The following is a 15,738-nucleotide window of genomic DNA, read 5'->3' as shown; positions in this document are numbered from 1 at the left end:
TACCTAAATCGGTTATTTTTTGTATGCGATGGCTTCAACTTCAACCAGTGCGTCTTTTGGTAGTCGTGCTGCTTCAACACAAGAGCGAGCAGGTGCGTTCTCGGTACCAAACACCTCGGTATACACTTCGTTAAAGGCGACGAAGTTTTCCATGTCAGATAAAAAGCACGTCGTCTTAAGTACCGTGTCTAGTCCTGCATTGCTGGCTTCTAACACGGCTTTTAAATTTTCGAGAGACTGACGTGCCTGCTCCTTGATACCGCCTTCTACAAATTGCATGGTTTCAGGCACGAGAGGTAACTGACCTGAGGTGTAAATCATTTCGCCGTAAGCCGTACCTTGTGAGTAAGGGCCGATAGCGGCAGGTGCTTGTTCTGTGACAATGATCTGTTTCACGATGTAACTCCTAAATTATTGGTTTTATTCTGATTTAAATTCACGGATAAACTTGTAAACCGCCTGACGGCTGATCCCAAGTTGCTCTGATACTTGTGTCGTCGTCTCTTTTAGCTCGAATACTCCGTTATCAAATAAACAACGAATAATGGCTTTATTGCGACCTTTGGGAGAAATAGACTCGTCTTGATCAACCTCAGTCGTCGCTGAACTCAATGCTTGCTGAATCACGTCGTTCGCATTCTTGCTGAATGTCTCGCTCACAATAGTTTGAGGCACATTGCACTGAGGCATGAGTGTCTTGACGATTTCTGGGAATGGAAATGACAAATTCATGTTAATACACAGCATTCCGATTGGTTTTTGCTGTGGACCAGCCAACACACAGGTAGTCGACTTCAGTAGAGAACCGTCTGCCGCGTTGGTGAAATAGCTCTTCGGAGACACTTCGCCTGTTTTTTCGAAAGCACTCCACATGCGTAAACCTAAATCGGTGATGGGTGAACCGATTTCACGACCAGTGTGATGTCCATTGACGATCTTCACGACTGAGTTTTCTAAGCTTTCAAATGAATGGATGACCACTTCACAGTAAGGACCTATCAAATCGGCAATGGTCTCTGCTAAGCGGAAGTAATTGCTTAAACACTCTCTGTCTTCATCGGTAAAGCGAACTTGTTTTACACTCATGATTTGGGTTTACATTTTTGAACTCAATAACTGGAAACTACTCCTTTGGTAGAACTTCAGCAAGATGCAGTAAACTTGTGTAAACCGTCAAGTGCATTAAAAACATCAATAATAATAAAAATTTAGTGCTAAATAACGAACAAAACTTGAACAGGATCACCCAAAATAAGCGAATAAGGTTTAATTCCTTAAACCTTATCAAAGTTTACATATTTAAATTCAAAGATTGCAATTTTGACGACTTTAATGATCCAGAACAAGTTCTAACATCCAGTAAAAAGTGACCGCTGCTGGCGCTTCATACTAACGGCTTAATACTGTCATTTTAGCTAGAGAGAGTGACGAGATGATGCAAGTACAAATAAGAAGGTAATCAGATCGTTTGCAATGCTGCGACTTAACGCAGCTTGGAGATTTGAGTAAGTTAACATTAATGCGTAATCCCCTTCCTAACTGTATTGTTTCGTTGTTATAAATAGTCTGGAGACAACAAAAACAAGGAAGAGAAACACAATGACTATTCAGTTTAGTCAGCTCGTCGCTCAAGGAAACACGACCTACCTGTATATTGACGATTGGAGTATCGAGCAAGGCCATGCTTGGGGAATATTCAGCGCAGATGGCGATATCGGTTCTCTACTTGGCGATCTGATCTGCGGCGAACTTGCACCGACAGAAGGTAACTTGACACTTGGCGACGTAACTGTTGCTCAAGTATCTCTATCCGAACAACAGCGATTATTGGAACGAGAATTAGAAAAAGATGACACTGATTTTCTCGATCGTATCGACCAAGGTAGCACTGTTTATGCGCTGATCTTTGAACGTTGCCAAAACGCAAAGGTCACCGAGCGACTCATTAAAGAGCTCGATCTTCATCACCTTCAACATCTTGGCTTTCGGGTACTCTCTACCGGAGAAACAAGGCGAGTGATGCTTGCTCGAGCTTTAGCAACTCAACCAGATCTACTCCTGCTTGATAACCCTTTTACTGGTTTAGACATCGCCCATCGGACATCTCTAGCCCGCTATTTACACTCGCTCTCTCAATCAGTGCAGATGTTAATTGCCTTTTCTCGTGAATCCGACATGCCGGAATGGATCGATCGCATTGCTCTTTTTAGTGCAGGTAAACTTGACAGTACAATGAACAAGTCTAGCTGGGACAGCCATCCGATTATTGAGCAAATTAAAGCCCAGTCAAAAAAACAAAGTGAAGAAATGATGAATTTGATACGCCAACATCAGCATTCGACTCACTTTGATAACCCCGTTTTTGAACTGAAAAACGGTAAGGTTGAATATACTGATAAGACAATTTTTACAGGTTTAAATTGGCGAATTGAACAAGGTCAGCACTGGCAAGTAAAGGGGCCAAACGGCTGCGGAAAAAGTACATTACTCGGATTGATATTTGGTGAACATCCACAGTGTTACAGCAACGACATTAATATTTTTGGCAAAAAACGCGGCTCTGGTGAAACTATCTGGGAAATTAAGCAACACATAGGCATGGTCTCTTCGGCATTACATCTCCAATACCGTGTGAATTGCAGCGCGCTAGAAGTGATTCTGTCAGGTTTTTACGACTCAATTGGGTTATATAACCAACCCACTCACAAAGAAATAAGCGTCGCAAACGAGTGGCTCGATATTCTGTATATGCGCCAATACCAGAAAACCTCATTCAAGCAATTAGAATATGGTCAACAACGATTACTGTTAATTGCAAGAGCCATTGTGAAACAACCAACATTATTGATTTTAGACGAGCCATATCAAGGGTTGGATTTACTCGGAAGGCGCTTGGTTAAAAACACATTGGAGCTCATCGCACGCGAGAACTTAAGTCAGCTTCTTTACGTTTCTCACTACCAAGAAGATCGCTTGGATAGTATTAAGAATGAGCTTGAGTTTGTTTTTGATGATAAGAGCCAATGCTATCGCGCTCAAATTCATCAGTCATAATAAGCCTGTGGCGAAATATCGGAAAATGAGCGATGCCTGCTCATCCTGTAAATCCAAAAATCGATGATAGGCTTCGTTACACATGTTGGCGTAATCCCCTAAAAATGATGCAAAGAGTATAACGGGTTGGCTAATTAAAAAATAAGCAGCATTTTTTATTATAATTTTGAATAATTTCGCGATCTTATCAACACAAAATTTGCCCAACTCATACTATGCTTAGAATAAATATAACCCACATAAGGGCGTGGTAATGAAATACAAACATATCCTTGTCGCACTGGAGCTGTCCGATGAGAGTACTGTGCTTATCGACAGAGCCGTAGCCATGGCAAACTATCTCGACTCCGATATTTCATTCATCCATATTGATGGGACTCATGGAGAAATCTATCGTGAGCTCGTTGATATAAAAGAGCACCCAGATCAAAAGCCCCTAAATGAACACTCCATGGAGTGCTTACGCACATTCATCGATTACATGGACTACCCGATCAAGCACTTCTTTGTGGGTACGGGGGATTTGGCAGACAAACTCGAAGTCACGATCAAAGAGCAAGGAGTCGACCTACTGATTTGTGGTCATCATCATGATTTCTGGAGCAAAATCATTTCCTACTCAAGACACCTCATCAATAAGTCACCAGTGGATATCCTCGTCGTGCCGATTTACGATTAAATCCTATTAAATCGAACACTCCCAAAAACCACCAGACTGCTTGGTGGTTTTTATTCAAATAGTGTTCGCTCTTTTCTAAGCTCGCTTGGTGATGGTTTATGAGTTACATTTTGTTACTCCCCCAGCCAGCCCCTCAAGACATGGTTATGCTGATAGCAAGGCTCCTTATGACAAACAAAAAAGTACTGATTCTCTTTGCTCATCCCTCCCAGCATCGTTCAGAAGTGAATGCGCCACTTTTTAAAGAAGCTCAAAAAATTGAAGGCGTGACATGTGTTGACCTCTATGGTGAATACCCGCGTTTCGATATTAATATTGATCGTGAACAACAACGCTTGCGCGAACACGATGTGGTGGTCTTTCAGTTCCCACTGTATTGGTATTCAACTCCGGCAATTTTAAAAGAGTGGCAAGATCTCGTGTTGGAATATGGTTTTGCATATGGCCCTGATGGTACAGAGCTGCAAGGTAAGACGATACTTTGTGTGCTTTCGGCAGGCGGTAAAGAGGAAGCCTACAAAGCTGAAGGCTATAACCACTTTACGATTCGAGAACTTTTAGCACCGATTGAACAGATGTCAGCATTAACTGGCATGCACTACATCGCTCCTCTCGCGATATTTGGCGCACGAACAGCTGAAGAAGAGGGACGGATTCCGCGTCACGTCGAGCGCTACAAAAACCTATTAACCGCCTTAGTTGAAGATAAATTGGATATTAAAGCCGCCGCCTCATTGATCAAACTGAATAGCGCACTTTCGACACTGATTAAGGTGGCTTCATGACTGGGATATTCTTACAAGCCTTCGTCTATCTAGTGGCAGCCGTTATTGCCGTACCGCTCGCCAAGCGTTTTGGCCTTGGTTCTGTATTAGGCTACCTTATCGCTGGGGTGGTAATTGGGCCAATCATCGGTTTAGTCGGTGAAGAGACAACAACCATTCAGCACTTCGCTGAGTTTGGTGTTGTGATGATGCTGTTTCTCGTGGGCTTGGAGCTCGAGCCTAAAATGCTGTGGTCAATGCGAAACCGTCTAATGGGTCTAGGCGGTCTTCAAGTCGGCGGTACAATTGCCGCGATCATGGGGATTGCATTATATTTCGACCAACCTTGGACGATCGCCTTAGCCATCGGTCTTATTTTTGCGCTCTCCTCAACGGCAATTGTCCTGCAAACCTTTAGCGAAAAAGGCTTAACAAGAACGGAAGGTGGACAAAATGCGTTCTCCGTTTTGCTTTTCCAAGATATTGCTGTCATACCGATGTTGGCGTTCATCCCTCTATTAGCACTGCCTGAATTAGTCGAGCAAGCGCAATCGGCCGCGCAAACGGCAGCTACACATCATGAGGATCTGAGCCTTGTCACAGAGTTACCCGGTTGGGCTTACGGAATCGTCATTACCGCATCGATTGCTATTGTCGTCGTGGGTGGCCACTTCTTGAGTCGACCTTTACTTAACTATGTGGCGAGCTCTGGTTTGCGTGAGATTTTTACAGCGACAGCGCTCATGCTGGTGATCGGTATCGCAGCATTGATGAGTCTAGTTGGCTTATCTCCAGCGCTTGGGACATTCCTTGCTGGCGTCGTATTGGCGAACAGTGAGTTTCGCCATGAGTTAGAATCGAACATCGAACCCTTTAAAGGCTTGCTGCTTGGTTTGTTTTTTATCACCGTCGGTGCCGGAATCAACTTCTCGGTCTTGTTTGGTGAGTTCTGGCTCATTATGGTGCTAACCATTGGAGTAATGCTATTAAAAGCTCTCGTGCTGTTTGCATTGGCCTTTATCTTCCGAGTGAAAGGCAGTAACCGTTGGTTGTTCACACTGAGCTTGGCTCAAGCGGGTGAGTTCGGTTTTGTATTGCTCAGCTTCTCTGTTCAAAATCACGTTATTCCGTTCGAACTGTCGCAAACATTGTCGCTTGTCGTGGCTATCTCCATGTTCCTAACTCCGGGGCTATTTATTGTATTTGATAGAGTGATATTGCCACGCTTTGAAAATCAATCTAATGAGCGAGAAAGTGACTCAATTGAAGAAAAAGGCACCGTAATCATTGCTGGAATAGGCCGGTTTGGTCAGATAGTTAATCGGCTATTGATTTCAAATGGTGTCACTACAGTCGTGCTTGATCACCAAGCAAACCAAGTTGATAACATGCGTCAGATTGGCACACGTGCTTATTTTGGCGATGCGACTCGACCAGACATGCTACACACGGCCGGCATTGAACATGCAGCGGCACTTGTCGTCGCGATTGACAATCAAGAATCCAGCGTTGAGCTGGTCAAGTACGTAAAACATACTTATCCGAAAGTCACTGTCATTGCGCGTGCTTTTGACCGCGGTCACGGCTATCTGTTGCGGCAAGCTGGCGCAGATATCATTGAGTCAGAAACCTACCATTCTGCATTGGAAATGGGAGGACATACGATGAAAGCGCTGGGTATTCATCCATTTTTTGTCGAGCAACAAAAGGCCACATACAAACGCGTCGAAGCTCGCAAGTCTGAATTACTCTACAAAGCTTGGCAAGAGGACTCCGGGAGCGAACGCTACGACAATAATTTCCGCCAACTTTTTATCCAAATAGAAGGAAAAATGGCAGAAGAAATGCAAAAGGATCGCCACGATAAACTGTCGCGTTCCGAACGCGGTTGGACACCGCCACCAAAAGATTATGCTGAAAGCTTTGACGGTGACAGCGTGCAAGACTTAACACCGACAAGGGAAGAACTTACCTAATTAAAGCGGCTCAATAATCAAAAAAAAACCTCTCTGTTTAGAGAGGTTTCTTTTCAGTGTGGAGCCAAACGCCGTGTTGGATAAAGAGTGACCTTCTATCAAGATCGGTAGTGTTTAGAAATCTGTGTCATTTCAGTATGATATACAAAACAGGAATGACACATGAACAAAGACTTCGATCTAGAACAAGCTATTAAAGCCCTTCAGTCAGGCCAAGACCTGACAGGTAAAGATGGCTTCTTAACTCCGCTCATTAAACAAATCACAGAAGCTGCTTTGAAAGCAGAACTCGAACAGCACCTTGAAGGTGATGAGCAACCTAACCGTAAGAACGGCTCAAGCAAGAAAACGATTAAGTCTTCTGTCGGCACGTTTGAACTGGATACCCCACGCGACCGCTCTGGAACATTTGAACCCCAGTTAGTTAAGAAGAACCAGACTAAATTGACCGATGAGATCGACCGTAAGATCCTATCCATGTTCTCGCTCGGTATGAGCTACCGTGATATCCGTGGTCACGTAGAAGATATGTATGGCATTGATGTCTCTGAGGCCACCATCACAGGTGTTACCGACCGTTTGATACCTGAGCTGAAGGAGTGGCAGCAACGTCCGCTCGATGCACTTTATCCCTTTGTCTGGCTTGATGCCATCCACTATAAAATCAAAGAAGACGGACGCTACGTTAGCAAAGCGATATACACAATATTGGGCTTAGATGTTGAGGGGAAAAAGGAGCTACTCGGTCTTTATCTGTCAGAGTCGGAAGGCGCTAATTACTGGCTCTCCGTGCTAACAGATCTGTATAACCGCGGCGTTGAAGATATCTTGATCGCCTGCGTAGATGGGCTAACAGGCTTCCCAGAAGCGATAGCAACCATCTATCCTGATACAGAAGTTCAGCAATGCATCATTCACCAAATCCGTAACTCTATGAAATATGTTGCCTCTAAGCATCAGAAGGCGTTTATGGCCGACTTGAAGCCAGTCTATCGGGCTGTCAGCAAAGAAGCGGCCGAGATGGAGTTGGATCGTTTGGAAGCCAAATGGGGACAGCAATACCCAATAGTGATTCGTTCCTGGCGGAACAAATGGGCAAATTTATCGGTTTACTTCAAATATCCAGAATACGTCCGAAAGGCTATTTACACGACAAATGCTATTGAAGCCGTACATCGCCAATTCCGTAAACTGACCAAAACTAAGGGTGGGTTCCCAAATGAAAATAGCTTGCTTAAGCTACTGTATGCTGGGATATTGAATGCTTCTAAGAAATGGACAATGCCAATACAGAATTGGAATATGACATTGTCTCAACTGGCGATTCATTTTGAAGGTCGCTTGGATGACGTCTTAGATATTTAGCCAAAATTAGCTGACACAGAATTCTGAACGCCCTCTCAAGATCACATTAGATCATTCATTAAAATCTCATACTCTTCGTTCGCTTCTTCAACTAAATGAGAAAGCTCTAACGCATCTGTAACCGCAAGATTGACCTGCCACGGAGTTGTCTCGTCTTGACCACAGATTCGTGTTTCACACCCACAGCTTTCAAAAGATAAATTATCAAATTCTGTTGTGTGACGCTCTTGAAGCTCAACAATCTCAACCTCTAATTTCCCGACTGGATTCACTTCAACGTGGGCATGTAAACCTGAACTGTTCGATAAACGATAGTCTCTATGAACTGCAATCATGGCTGCCTCCTTTGTGTGCCGAGTGACAACTACACCAATGAGTGTAGACGAGTGAGTTGGAACGTGGGATGAAATAATAATGAAGATTGATCTGTCTCATTAGAAGCCATAACTTCTCCATTTTGTGCGACGACGTCTCGTCTGAATTAAAATGCTCATGACCTAGAAGAGTTGGCATTTACCAAGAGTTTCCCTATTATCGAAACAACATAACTGTCGGTCATTTTTTAGAGGTCTGTATGGAGCTTGAAGCGGTTGCTAAAGCACTAAAAAAGCTGGGTCACCCTACCCGTTTAAGCATTTATAAAGAAGTCGTGAAAGCCGGTTATAAAGGCATCGCGGTAAGCGGTGTACAAGAGAAGCTTGGCTTCTGCAGGGCTTCTCACTCAACGCCGCGAAGGTCGAATACTTTTCTGTGTTGCAGAGTACGAGTGTTTAGATGATGTCATTGGTTTTCTAAAGGCAGAATGCTGCGTCGATGCCTGCTTGTAACGCTCGCATACCGACATGTATTTGTTCACAATCAAAAGCGACCGTTAAGTTTATTGAGACATAAAACGAGCTCCGCTGAGCTCGTTTTTATTGCTATTTAGCGACCAACAACATCGCAGATTTCGGGGGAACGTTAAGTTCTTTACCAGCAAGAAAGACGAAGCCTGACACGATATCGGCCCAGTCCGAATTCGTCTTGAGTGATAAAGATTGCTCACGCACAGACTTATTCAGCACGACTATGCCTTTATCACCACGCTTGATCACCAACATGTCGTCATTACCTTCTAAGATCACCATTGGCTGACCATGCACTAAATTATGAAACGCTATCATCTTAGCCATGCGGGGATCATTCCAAGCCTGTTGCCATCTTGGCTTGCCATCTTTCCCCTTAATACCACTGGTATCGTGGTCGGTATAAATCAAAGGTACGCCACCGTCACGCCCTAAAATGTACGCATAAGCTAGCCATTCATTCTCTTCCTCCATGACCAATTCAAGGAAAACGTCGTTGTTCGGAATATCGTGCGTCACCACAAACGTTATCGCACGGCCTGGAGACAGAGCATGCCCGAAACAATAAGGGTCAATTAATGATTTAAAACTGCCCTTTTTTGAGAACGCTTTAAAAATGGTCGAAAACAACGGGAAGTCATACGCGCCCAAACGGGTTTCCTGTAAATAAGGCTCAAGAAACAGTCTGTACTCTTCTTTAGTCGCCCCACCATCGGTAATGATTTCACCGAATATATGGACATCCTGAGTGATATCTTCACTCCACACTCGTTTCAAGTGTTCTAGCGTCATGTGTTTCGCCGCATCAATACGAAAGCCTTTTACGCCTATCGCTTTTAACGCTAGCAAATAGGCGCGCTGTTGCTCAACCACATGCTCACACACCCGCAAGGTCGGTAAGCCCGGGTCCGCTGGCCCCCCGGTAATACGGCCATTTTGAACCTGCCACTTGTCTTTCCAATCTCTAATGCCAAACGCTTTGACAAAATCTTCTTGCTCAAACAGCGGTTCAGACAAATCCCCAAACAGTTTCAGTGATTGGTATTTCGCTGTATTTTGTTGATATTCTTCCAGCACTTCTTGGCGTGGGTATTTAAGATCTTGCCGAAGGTGAGCTTCGTTCGCCATGTGGTTAAACACAACATCGACATACACAAGAACACCAACGCGTTCTAGTTCGCGAACCATATGGATAAAATCGTTAGTGTCACCGAGCGCATTCTCGATAATACGATAATCTTGGGGTTGATAGCGTTGCCACCAGCGATCATCCTGGGCGCTTTTCATCGACGGAGAGACTAACACTGACCCATAACCTAACTCGTGAATCTCTTGTGCACGTTGGGCAATCTCAGCATACTTCCAATCAAATGCATGCAGGATAACATTGGCTCCTGCTGATTGTGTTTCCTGTAAGCCACTCATATTTTTCTCCTACTCGCTTCCACTTACTGACTGTTCGTTATTTGGTTGTTCGTGATTGTAAGTGGATTCAATAGTCAAAATTATAAGTGCTATTCGAATTACGCCCTCCCCCTTTTTACGCCTAACTTAAGGCTGAAAATCAAGGCGTAGCTTCTCCTCCATGAAGGAAACGAAGGGCATTCCCTTCCTGACTAAGCGACGCTTAATGAACGATAAGTCATTCATAATAAAATATTAACCATCTGTTTTATATCGATTTATTAATAATATTTATTTTCAAAAAGAAATTATCGTATACGCCCTTACTCAAATACATTGGCGAAAAATGGTTCAACAACTCGATTGAGTAACCATTGGTTAAGAAGGCGGAGTTGGTATGTGGATCACGTTTAGGGTGAAAAATTCGTTGTTACGTTTCGTTATTCCGCTTTTTCTTTGCGCACCAGAGGTGGCCGCGTGTCGCAAGAATATCTTCACGTTCCATTCCATCGACGATTAGGTTTTATATCCGTCCAGAAACAAGGTAAGAATCTCTTCTATCATTTTTTCTCTTTGCTGAAAATTAGGCACATTCTGGTTGGCAACGAGTTGGGGCCACAAAAACTGGCCTTTCAATAAATGCATCAACATATTGCTCATCAACAAAGGATCAAAAGGCTTCAGCTTGCCATCCGCGATTGCTCTCTCAAACCACGCCTTAAGTAATTCATCTTGGCTATGCAGTTGATGCATATACATTTCAGCGAGTTCTGGTATACGAATAAATTCGCTGATCACCATTCTGGCTAAAGGCAACCCGAAATCTTCATAAATAGAGTTCAATTTTACGTGTAGATAGTCACGCAACTGAGTCGCCACCTCAATATTTGGCGAATACTCGAGTTTTAAACGAGCGTTTTGCAGTTGTAATACCACTTTAATCGACTCTAGAAACAGCAAATCTTTGCTTTCGAAATGACGATACAACGTTCGTTTTGATGTTCCTGCTCGTTCACATATTCGATCCATGTTTGCCGATGAAAAACCAAACTCAATAAACTCTTGTTGCGCAGCTTCAATTAACGCTAAACGCTTTTTCTCTGAAAGTTTCATCGCACTAACCCCAACCATCTTTTGCCTAAGAAAATGCAGTATATCGTCACTCAACAAAAAGTACACTTGAAGTTTACTTTTTGGGATTTACTAGTAATATGCTCTGGTCAAAGTAACGACAGATAAACATTCGTAACTCTTCATCCCTAACCATAGGCTGCATTTCATATAAAAGCTTAATCGCTTCAAAGCGTTATGATTGTTAGGTCAATGCTATGAATGTTGATTTTTACACTCCAACTATTCAAGGAACTCAATGATGATTTTCCACCTAGAAAAGCTAGCTCATATTAAGCGCATCGTGCTTACTGGTCTGTTAGCTTCAACTTTTCTGCTTGTTGGTTGTGGCGAACAAACGAATACTCAGACCGACACGCCGGTTATCCAGCCCGCTTTAATTGAAGTGGTCTCACCGCAACGAGCTTCTGATCTCGTATTTAATGGTGTGGTGAGAGCCTCTCAACGAGCTGATCTCGCATTCCGAATTGGCGGCCTATTGACAGAAATTAAGGTCGATGAAGGCGATAGCGTCAAAAAAGGCCAACTGCTTGCAACGCTTGATGACAGAGATGCCATAAATACCCTCGCCTCTGCTCAGCTAGAATTACAAAATACGGAGCAAGAATACCAACGTTCAAAAGCGATTTTTGATAAAACCCAAGCGATCTCTAAGTCTGAGCTTGACGCTATGACTACCCGCTACAATTTAGCGAAAAACCGAGTAGAAGACGCGAAGCGTAAGGTTGAATACACGCAATTATTTGCGCCGTTTGATGGTGTGATTGGCGACAAAAAAATTGAAAACTATGGTCAGATCCAAGCGAACCAACCATTATTGACGCTGCAAGACGTGACCGATCTTGAAGTTGTGATTGATATTCCAGACAAGGTCATGTTATCAGGCGTGAGAAATACCAAAGCAATTGCAGAGTTACCCGCCATTCAAGATCAACAATTTGATCTCGCTCTGCGCACCTATTCAACGCAAGCGAATACCGATTCTCAAACTTATTCTGTGGTACTTGGTTTTGATGATTTAAAAGGTTATCGAGTTTTGCCCGGAATGTCGGTGCGAGTGTTCCCAGCGAAAGATGATCACAATACCAGCCAAAATTTGATTACGCTCCCACTCACCGCAATCGTGCCTGATAATCAAGGTAAACAGTTTGTCTGGGTGGTAAACAGCGATAACAAAGTAGAAAAACGATACGTGGAAGTGGGCACCGTTTATAAAGATCGCATTGTGATTAAAAACAACCTAGAACAAGGCGAAAAAGTTATTATTGCCGGCGTTTTATCAGCCAAAGAAGGCATGGAAGTGCGCCCTTACTCTGAAGAAAATGGAGCGTAAGGATGGATATTGCACGTTACACTATCGCCAAACGCACCAGCGTTTGGGTGCTGATCGCACTGATCTTAATTGGTGGCTATATCAGCTACTTAAAACTAGGACGTTTCGAAGACCCAGAATTTGTCATTCGTAAAGCGGTGATCATTACTCCCTATGCGGGTGCCACAACCCAAGAAGTCGCGGACGAAGTCACCGATGTCATTGAAGGGGCCGTTCAATCTTTGCAAGAGCTAGAAGAGGTCACCTCGGTTTCTTTGCAAGGTCGTTCAGAAGTCACGGTAGAGATTAAGCTCGAGTTCTCCAAAACAGAGGCTCAACTGCAACAAATTTGGGACAAACTGCGGCGCAAAGTCACTGATGTACAGCGTCAGTTGCCACCAGGAGCAGGCCCATCGCTCGTTAATGATGACTTTTCTGATGTGTATGCTTTGTTTTTTGCGGTAACAGGTGAAGGCTTTACCAATAAACAGTTACAAGATTATGTCGATTCGTTGCGAAGAGAGCTTGTGCTGGTGCCTGGGGTTGCAAAGGCCGCTACGCTGGCAGAACAGCAAGAGACCATTTTTATTGAAATCTCTAGTGCCCGCCTGACGGAGTTCGGTGTTTCAGTCAACAACGTTCTTCAAGTACTTAAAAAGCAAAGTGTTGTCACTGTTGCTGGTAATCTAGAGAACGGCGTCATGAACATTCCTGTCATTCCGCGTTCAACCCTGACCACCTTTGACGATCTACGTAACCTACAAGTTTCGGTAGGACAAGGTAACGCCGTCGTCGCTCTGGGTGACGTGGCAGAAATTACGCGTGGCTACCAAACATCCCCGTCCATGTTAATGCGCTACAACGGTCAACATGCGATCGGCTTCGGTATTTCCAATATCTCCGGCGGTAACGTTGTTGATATGGGTGATGCAGTCAAGGCTCGCCTTGCTGAGCTAGAAGATCAACGCCCACTCGGGATTGAGCTGCATTCCATCTCAATGCAATCAGATTCGGTTCGAGACTCCGTTACTAACTTTATCGACAACTTAATTGCCGCCATCGCCATTGTTTTTGTGGTGCTTCTGCTGTTTATGGGGATGCGCTCTGGCGTCATTATCGGCTTTGTCTTGCTACTCACCGTGGCGGGGACTCTTTGCGTAATGTTGATAGAAAACATTGCTATGCAACGTATTTCTCTCGGTGCGTTGATCATCGCGCTCGGCATGTTGGTAGACAATGCGATTGTGGTGACCGATGGCGTGCTTGTTCGCCTAAAAAAAGAACCTAATGCCGACAAACAACAAATTGTTTCTGACGTTGTCAACTCCACTAAATGGCCGCTACTGGGTGGTACTGTCGTGGGAATTTTTGCTTTCAGTGCGATTGGTTTGTCACCATCAGACATGGGGGAATACGCAGGCTCGCTATTTTGGGTCATCCTTTATTCAATGCTGCTGAGTTGGGTATTTGCTGTTACGATCACGCCAATGCTTTGCCACGACTTCTTAAAAGTGAAAGCAGAACAAGGCACACCTCGTCCTTCCAAAATGGTCGAAGCTTACCGCAGGGTATTACAATGGGTACTGCATCACCGGCTGGTCAGTTGTATGGTTGTGATCGGCGCACTGTTTGTGGCGCTTTGGGGAACACAGTATATTCCACCGGGCTTCATGCCTGAGTCGCAACGTCCCCAGTTTGTTGTCGATGTCTACCTACCACAGGGCTCAGATATCAGTCGAACTGAAAAGCTCGTGGCGAATATTGAACAAGACGTAAAACAAAAAGACGGCATCACCAACATCACCAGTTTTATTGGTGGCGGCGGACTGCGCTTTATGTTGACTTACTCTCCAGAAGCAAGAAACCCAAGCTACGGCCAATTACTGATCGATATCGATGATTACACCAAAATAGCCCCACTCATTGGCGAGCTCCAGTCTGAACTCGATACCAAGTACCCTGATGCATCGATCAAAGTGTGGAAATTTATGCTTGGTCGTGGTGGCGGTAAAAAAATTGAAGCCGGTTTCAAAGGCCCAGACAGCAAAGTTCTGCGTCAGTTAGCAGAGCAAGCAAAAGCGATCATGCTTAACGACGCTAACTTGATTGCGGTTCAAGATGACTGGCGCCAACAAGTCCCCGTATTAAAGCCAATCTACTCGGCGCAAGAAGCTCAGCGCTACGGCTTGACGACACAAGAGATCAACGCCGCCATCGAGCAGACGTTGTCTGGTCGAAGTGTGGGGGTATTCCGTGAAGGTAACGACTTAATCCCTCTTGTGGTACGCGCACCAGAAAGTGAGCGCAACCATGAAAGAGCGATTGAAAACACCGAAGTTTACAGCGCACAAGCAGAGAGTTTCATTCCTGTCAGTCAGCTCGTCAATTCTGTCGGTGTCGTTTACCAAGATGCGATGTTACGCCGCATCAATCGTATGCCGACAATCTTAGTTCAGGCAGACCCAGCGCCAGGAGTCATGACGGCAGATGCTTTTAATCAAGTTCGCAATAAAATCGAAGAAATTGAACTGCCCGCTGGCTATGAGTTGATTTGGTATGGTGAATATAAAGCGTCGAAAGACGCAAATGAAGGCCTCGCCATTTCAGCGCCATACGGTTTTGCTGCGATGATCTTGGCGGTTGTGTTTATGTTCAACGCTTTGCGTCAACCTCTGGTCATCTGGATGACAGCCCCGCTAGCGGTAATTGGTGTCACAATTGGCTTGATAGTGTTCCAAACTCCGTTTGAGTTCATGGCAATTCTCGGTTTCTTAAGCTTGATTGGTATGATGGTGAAAAACGCCATTGTGTTAGTAGACCAAGCAGATGCTGAAATACGAGACGGGACAACACCTTATTTTGCGATTATCGAAGCTTCGTTAAGCCGTGCAAAACCTGTCCTTCTCGGGGCTTTGACCACCATTTTAGGTGTCGCCCCGCTACTTATAGACCCGTTCTTTAAGAGTATGGCAGTCACCATTATGTTTGGTCTGTTGTTTGCGACCATCCTAACTTTAGTGGTGGTACCGCTCTTTTATGCGGTATTGTTCAAAGTGAACATCGAGGACAACGCAGCCGTATGAACCTATAACGGCAGACAAGCCATATAGAATGGGACATACGTAAGGAGTGAGCGCCTAAGTTCACTCCTTTTTATTGCTCAAGACACCATCGAGCCAAACCTAACCGACTGGTAGAATTAGTGGTA

At 44.4% G+C, this 15,738-nt stretch carries 12 protein-coding genes and 1 pseudogene; 8 read left to right on the top strand and 5 right to left on the bottom strand.

The window, feature by feature from the left end; genetic code table 11:
- Window positions 1–12: 12 nt before the first annotated feature.
- Together ATG66_RS02110 and ATG66_RS02105 are read right to left on the bottom strand one after the other, a co-directional pair.
- Window positions 13–396, bottom strand: coding sequence for a RidA family protein (locus tag ATG66_RS02110; RefSeq protein WP_098413760.1), 384 nt, complete (start codon window positions 394–396; stop codon window positions 13–15).
- 24 nt (window positions 397–420) lie between these two features.
- Window positions 421–1,086: a helix-turn-helix transcriptional regulator gene (locus tag ATG66_RS02105; RefSeq protein WP_179885569.1), complete on the bottom strand. Its 666-nt coding sequence runs from the start codon at window positions 1,084–1,086 to the stop codon at window positions 421–423.
- 513 nt (window positions 1,087–1,599) lie between these two features.
- Here ATG66_RS02105 and modF point away from each other — a divergent pair.
- From modF to ATG66_RS02080, 5 genes are all read left to right on the top strand, one after another.
- Entirely contained in the window at window positions 1,600–3,054 is a 1,455-nt protein-coding gene (gene modF / locus ATG66_RS02100) for a molybdate ABC transporter ATP-binding protein ModF (RefSeq protein ID WP_098413758.1), read from the top strand.
- 253 nt (window positions 3,055–3,307) lie between these two features.
- Entirely contained in the window at window positions 3,308–3,733 is a 426-nt protein-coding gene (locus ATG66_RS02095; RefSeq protein WP_098413757.1) for a universal stress protein, read from the top strand.
- A 167-nt stretch (window positions 3,734–3,900) separates the two neighbouring features.
- Window positions 3,901–4,518, top strand: a complete 618-nt coding sequence (locus ATG66_RS02090) for an NAD(P)H-dependent oxidoreductase (protein ID WP_179885607.1) — start codon at window positions 3,901–3,903, stop codon at window positions 4,516–4,518.
- A complete protein-coding gene (locus ATG66_RS02085) occupies window positions 4,515–6,473 on the top strand; it encodes a monovalent cation:proton antiporter-2 (CPA2) family protein (RefSeq protein ID WP_098413756.1) in 1,959 nt (652 codons plus the stop codon). The genes ATG66_RS02090 and ATG66_RS02085 overlap by 4 nt, the downstream gene beginning before the upstream one ends.
- Window positions 6,474–6,635: 162 nt before the next feature.
- Entirely contained in the window at window positions 6,636–7,838 is a 1,203-nt protein-coding gene (locus ATG66_RS02080; RefSeq protein WP_095661319.1) for an IS256 family transposase, read from the top strand.
- A 41-nt stretch (window positions 7,839–7,879) separates the two neighbouring features.
- On the opposite strand, the gene ATG66_RS02075 is transcribed toward ATG66_RS02080, so the two are convergent.
- The gene (locus ATG66_RS02075) at window positions 7,880–8,173 is read right to left on the bottom strand and encodes a hypothetical protein (RefSeq protein ID WP_098413755.1); all 294 of its coding nucleotides are present in this window, start codon (window positions 8,171–8,173) and stop codon (window positions 7,880–7,882) included.
- Between the two features lie 239 nt (window positions 8,174–8,412).
- Between ATG66_RS02075 and ATG66_RS02070 the strand changes: the two are divergent.
- A pseudogene (locus ATG66_RS02070) lies at window positions 8,413–8,665 on the top strand (ArsR/SmtB family transcription factor).
- A gap of 93 nt (window positions 8,666–8,758) precedes the next feature.
- Here ATG66_RS02070 and ATG66_RS02065 read toward each other — a convergent pair.
- Window positions 8,759–10,108: an alpha-amylase family protein gene (locus ATG66_RS02065; protein ID WP_098413754.1), complete on the bottom strand. Its 1,350-nt coding sequence runs from the start codon at window positions 10,106–10,108 to the stop codon at window positions 8,759–8,761.
- Between the two features lie 495 nt (window positions 10,109–10,603).
- Window positions 10,604–11,200: a TetR/AcrR family transcriptional regulator gene (locus tag ATG66_RS02060; protein WP_098414492.1), complete on the bottom strand. Its 597-nt coding sequence runs from the start codon at window positions 11,198–11,200 to the stop codon at window positions 10,604–10,606.
- Window positions 11,201–11,459: 259 nt separating this feature from the next.
- Here ATG66_RS02060 and ATG66_RS02055 point away from each other — a divergent pair, with 259 nt between their 5' ends.
- Both ATG66_RS02055 and ATG66_RS02050 read left to right on the top strand, forming a co-directional pair.
- Complete coding sequence (locus ATG66_RS02055; protein WP_098413753.1) at window positions 11,460–12,551, top strand: efflux RND transporter periplasmic adaptor subunit; 1,092 nt, start codon at window positions 11,460–11,462, stop codon at window positions 12,549–12,551.
- Between the two features lie 2 nt (window positions 12,552–12,553).
- A complete protein-coding gene (locus ATG66_RS02050; protein WP_098413752.1) occupies window positions 12,554–15,613 on the top strand; it encodes an efflux RND transporter permease subunit in 3,060 nt (1,019 codons plus the stop codon).
- Window positions 15,614–15,738 lie beyond the last annotated feature (125 nt).

The sequence above is a fragment of the Vibrio sp. ES.051 genome (assembly GCF_002563795.1).
In the GTDB taxonomy this organism is placed as follows: domain Bacteria; phylum Pseudomonadota; class Gammaproteobacteria; order Enterobacterales; family Vibrionaceae; genus Vibrio.
Note: the sequence above shows the minus strand (reverse complement) of the source record. Positions and strands in the feature narration are given on the sequence as shown.

What these genes read in the sequence shown, in the direction of transcription:
- ATG66_RS02105 (WP_179885569.1), bottom strand. Translation starts at nt 1,086, where the DNA reads ATGAGTGTAAAACAAGTTCGCTTTACCGATGAAGACAGAGAGTGTTTA.
- modF (WP_098413758.1), top strand. Translation starts at nt 1,600, where the DNA reads ATGACTATTCAGTTTAGTCAGCTCGTCGCTCAAGGAAACACGACCTAC.
- ATG66_RS02095 (WP_098413757.1), top strand. Translation starts at nt 3,308, where the DNA reads ATGAAATACAAACATATCCTTGTCGCACTGGAGCTGTCCGATGAGAGT.
- ATG66_RS02090 (WP_179885607.1), top strand. Translation starts at nt 3,901, where the DNA reads ATGACAAACAAAAAAGTACTGATTCTCTTTGCTCATCCCTCCCAGCAT.
- ATG66_RS02085 (WP_098413756.1), top strand. Translation starts at nt 4,515, where the DNA reads ATGACTGGGATATTCTTACAAGCCTTCGTCTATCTAGTGGCAGCCGTT.
- ATG66_RS02080 (WP_095661319.1), top strand. Translation starts at nt 6,636, where the DNA reads ATGAACAAAGACTTCGATCTAGAACAAGCTATTAAAGCCCTTCAGTCA.
- ATG66_RS02075 (WP_098413755.1), bottom strand. Translation starts at nt 8,173, where the DNA reads ATGATTGCAGTTCATAGAGACTATCGTTTATCGAACAGTTCAGGTTTA.
- ATG66_RS02065 (WP_098413754.1), bottom strand. Translation starts at nt 10,108, where the DNA reads ATGAGTGGCTTACAGGAAACACAATCAGCAGGAGCCAATGTTATCCTG.
- ATG66_RS02060 (WP_098414492.1), bottom strand. Translation starts at nt 11,200, where the DNA reads ATGAAACTTTCAGAGAAAAAGCGTTTAGCGTTAATTGAAGCTGCGCAA.
- ATG66_RS02055 (WP_098413753.1), top strand. Translation starts at nt 11,460, where the DNA reads ATGATTTTCCACCTAGAAAAGCTAGCTCATATTAAGCGCATCGTGCTT.
- ATG66_RS02050 (WP_098413752.1), top strand. Translation starts at nt 12,554, where the DNA reads ATGGATATTGCACGTTACACTATCGCCAAACGCACCAGCGTTTGGGTG.